The following is a 3,279-nucleotide window of genomic DNA, read 5'->3' as shown; positions in this document are numbered from 1 at the left end:
GGAAGGCCTTGTGGAAGCTGTCGAGGAGGGGCTGGATCATGTAGCGGGCGAAGGATCGCTCGCCGGTCTTGATCTGGGTATCGACGGGCATGCCGGGGCGCAGGGCGACGTTGTCGAGGGCCTTGAGCTGGTCGGGATCGATGGCGATCTGGGCGCGGTAGTACTGGAGCCCCCGCTGCGGGTCCTCGTTGATGTCGCCGCCCACGAAGGTGACGTGGCCGTGCAGCAGCGGCACCAGGCGCTGCTTGAAGGCGGGCAGGCGGACCTCGGCCTCCAGCCCCTCGTGCACGTTGTCGATGTCGGTGGGTGAGACGTGCACCTCGGCCACCAGCCGGTCGTGGGCGGGCACGATCTCGAGCACGGTGTCGCCGGCGCGCACCACGGCACCTGGGTTGAAGAACTTGGAGTTGAGCACCACGCCGTCGGCGGGCGCGATGATCTCGCGGCGCGTGGCCACGTCCTCGGCCGCGCGCAGCCGCTCGGTGGTGTCGCTGAGCTTGGTGTTGACCTCGCGCGCGTCGGTGGAGACTTCCTGCAGGCGCTGGTCGCGCACGTTGCGCAGCTGGTTGCGGGTTTCGCTGATCTGCGCCTCCGAGCGCTCGATCTGCCCGGCCACGTCCTGGACGTTGCCCTCGGCGGACGCGATCTGGCGCTGCAGGCCCAGCAGGCGGGGCATGCGCTCGAGCCCTTGCGCCACCAGGGCGCGCACGTCGCTCTCCTCGCGCCGGAGCAGGTCGAGCTGACGCTTCTGGCTTTGCAGCTGCGCGCGCGCCGAGGTGATGGCGGCGTCGTACTGCTCGATGCGGCTGCCCAGCATCTGCAGCTGGCTGGTCAGGCTGGCCTGCCTGCTGCTGAACAGGATGCTCTGGCCGGTCATCGCCTCGCGCGCCCGCGGGTCGTCGGCCTGCGTGAGCTCGGCCGGGTAGGCCACCGTTGTCGCCTCGGCGAGCTCGGAGGCCAGGCGCGCGCTCTGCGCCAGCAGCGCCCAGCGGGTGGCGCGCAGCGCCTCGTAGCTGGCACCCGACTGCGCGTCGTCGAGGCGCATCAGCACCTGACCCGCATGCACGGTGTCGCCGTCGCGCGCCAGGATCTCGCGCACGATGCCGCCCTCGAGGTGCTGCACCGCGCGCCGGGAGCCCTCGGCCTTGATCAGCCCCGGCGCGACCGCGGCCTCGCTCAAGGGTGCCAGCGCCGACCAGCTGCCCAGCGCGCCGGCAAACAGCGCCAGGCTGAACAGCCCGACCAGCAGCGGCCCGCGGGTGCGCGGCCGCGGCAGGTCCAGCACCAGCGCCGGCAGCCCGGGCCGGGGGACGAGCGCGGTGCCCGCGGAACCGGCGACGGCAGGGGCCATGGCGCCAGGGGCCATGATGTTGGGGGGAAGGGTCATGCTCATGCCGCGCTCTCCCCGGCCTGGTTCTGGGCGGGGCCAGCCGGCGGCTGCCCCTGCGATTGTCCGGCTTGCCCCGGGGATTGTCCGGGCTGCTGCCCCTGGGACTGCCCCTGGGGCCGCCCACCCGGCAGCTGCGCCGCGGCCACCGCCGCGACCACGGGGCCGGGGATGGTGGCGCCGGCGGGGGCGGCGTTGGGGATCGGGGCGGCGGGCGCCGGGCGCGGGCCCATGATGCGCGCCAGCACCTCGGCGCGCGGCCCGAAGGCCTCGATCTGGCCGTCGCGCAGCACCATCACCTTGTCCACGCCCTGCACCAGCACCGGGCGGTGGCTCACCAGCACCACCGTGGTGCCCTGGGCTTTCAGCAGCTTGAGCGCGCGCAGCAGCCGCACCTCGGCCTCGCCGTCGAGGCTGCTGTCGGGCTCATCGAGCACCAGCAGCTTTGGCCTGCCGAACAGCGCGCGCGCCAGGCCGATCAGCTGCCGCTGCCCGCCCGAAAGCTGCTGGCCGCCGTCGCCCACCTCGGTGTCGTAGCCCGCCGGCAGGCGCAGGATCATCTCGTGGCAGCCGGCCAGCTGGGCCGCCTCGTGCACGGCGGCCGGATCGGCATCGGTCATGCGCGCGATGTTGCGCAGCACCGTGCCCTCGAACAGCTCCACGTCCTGCGGCAGGTAGCCCAGGTGCCGGCCGAGATCCTCGCGCAGCCAGGTGGACACGTCGGCGCCGTCGAGGCGCACCGAGCCGGCATTGGGGCTGAGCGTGCCGATCAACAGCCGCGCCAGCGTGGTCTTGCCCGCGGCCGAGGGGCCGATCACCGCCACGCTCTCGCCCGGCTCCACCACGAAGCTCAGGCCCTTGATGATGGGGCTGCCGCCGTTGGCGCCCGAAAAGATCAGCCGCTCGGCGCTCAAGCGCCCCGTGGGCGCGGGCAGCGGCGTGCCCTCCGGCCGCAGCCGCGGCGCGCCGAGGAAGGCGCGCAGCCTGGCCATCGCCTGGCGCACCTGCACCAGCGACTTCCAGCCGCCGATCATCTGCTCCACCGGCGCCAGCGCCCGGCCCATGATGATCGAGCCCGCCATGGAGGCCCCCGAGGTCAGCTCCTGCCGCAGCACCAGCCAGGCGCCGATGCCCAGCACCGCGATCTGCAGCGCGAGCCGGGTGAACTTGGTGATCGAGCTCAGGATCGCCGCGCGGTCGGCCGCGCGGTCCTGCAGCGGCGCGCTCTGCGCCACCGCCTCGCGCCACAGCCCCACCACGGCCGGCGCCATGCCCATGCTGTCCACCACCTCGGCGTTGCGCGCCAGCATCTCGGCGCGCCGCTGAGCCAGCAGCCCCGCGGTGCCGGCCTGCTTGAGGATGGGCGCGGTCAGCCGCTCGTTGAGCAGGGTGAGCCCCAGCAACAGCACCGCCCCCGCCAGCGCCACGCCCCCCAGCAGCGGGTGCAGCAGGAAGATGACGCCCAGGTACACCGGCACCCAGGGCACGTCGTAGAGCGCCAGCGCCCCCGCGCTGCCCAGCCAGGAGCGGCACACCGCCAGGTCGCGCAGCGCCTCCATCCGGTAGGGCCGCCCGCGCAGCTGCGCCTCCAGCCCGCGCTGGAAGCCCTCCGGCGCCACCTTGGACTCGATCCAGGCGGCGGAGCGGTTCATCACCTGACCCCGCACCCCCTCCAGCAGCGCCAGCATCCCCACCGAGACGATCGCCAGCACCGTCAGCCACAACAGCGTGTCCAGGCTGCGCGATGCCATCACCCGGTCAAACACCTGCATCATGTACAGCGAGATCGTCAGCTGCAGCAGGTTCACCACCCCGCTGAACAACGCCACCGCCGTGAACTGGCCGCGACACGCCCGGATCGAACGCGACAAGATCGTGTCGGGCGGCGGCGC

The 3,279-nt window shown here is 73.3% G+C and carries 2 protein-coding genes; both read right to left on the bottom strand.

The window, feature by feature from the left end; translation table 11 throughout:
• The coding region (locus ACFFGY_RS22145; RefSeq protein WP_377046714.1) for an HlyD family type I secretion periplasmic adaptor subunit at positions 1 to 1,393 on the bottom strand (1,393 nt) is incomplete at its 3' end.
• Positions 1,390 to 3,279 (bottom strand): type I secretion system permease/ATPase (locus ACFFGY_RS22140; RefSeq protein WP_377046713.1); only part of this gene is annotated, 1,890 nt, incomplete at its 5' end. The genes ACFFGY_RS22140 and ACFFGY_RS22145, both read right to left, overlap by 4 nt.

It is taken from the genome of Roseomonas elaeocarpi, from assembly GCF_042433915.1.
Taxonomy (GTDB): Bacteria; Pseudomonadota; Alphaproteobacteria; order Acetobacterales; family Acetobacteraceae; genus Roseomonas; species Roseomonas elaeocarpi.
The sequence above is the reverse complement of the archived record's forward strand: the minus strand, read 5'-3'. Positions and strand labels throughout refer to the sequence as shown.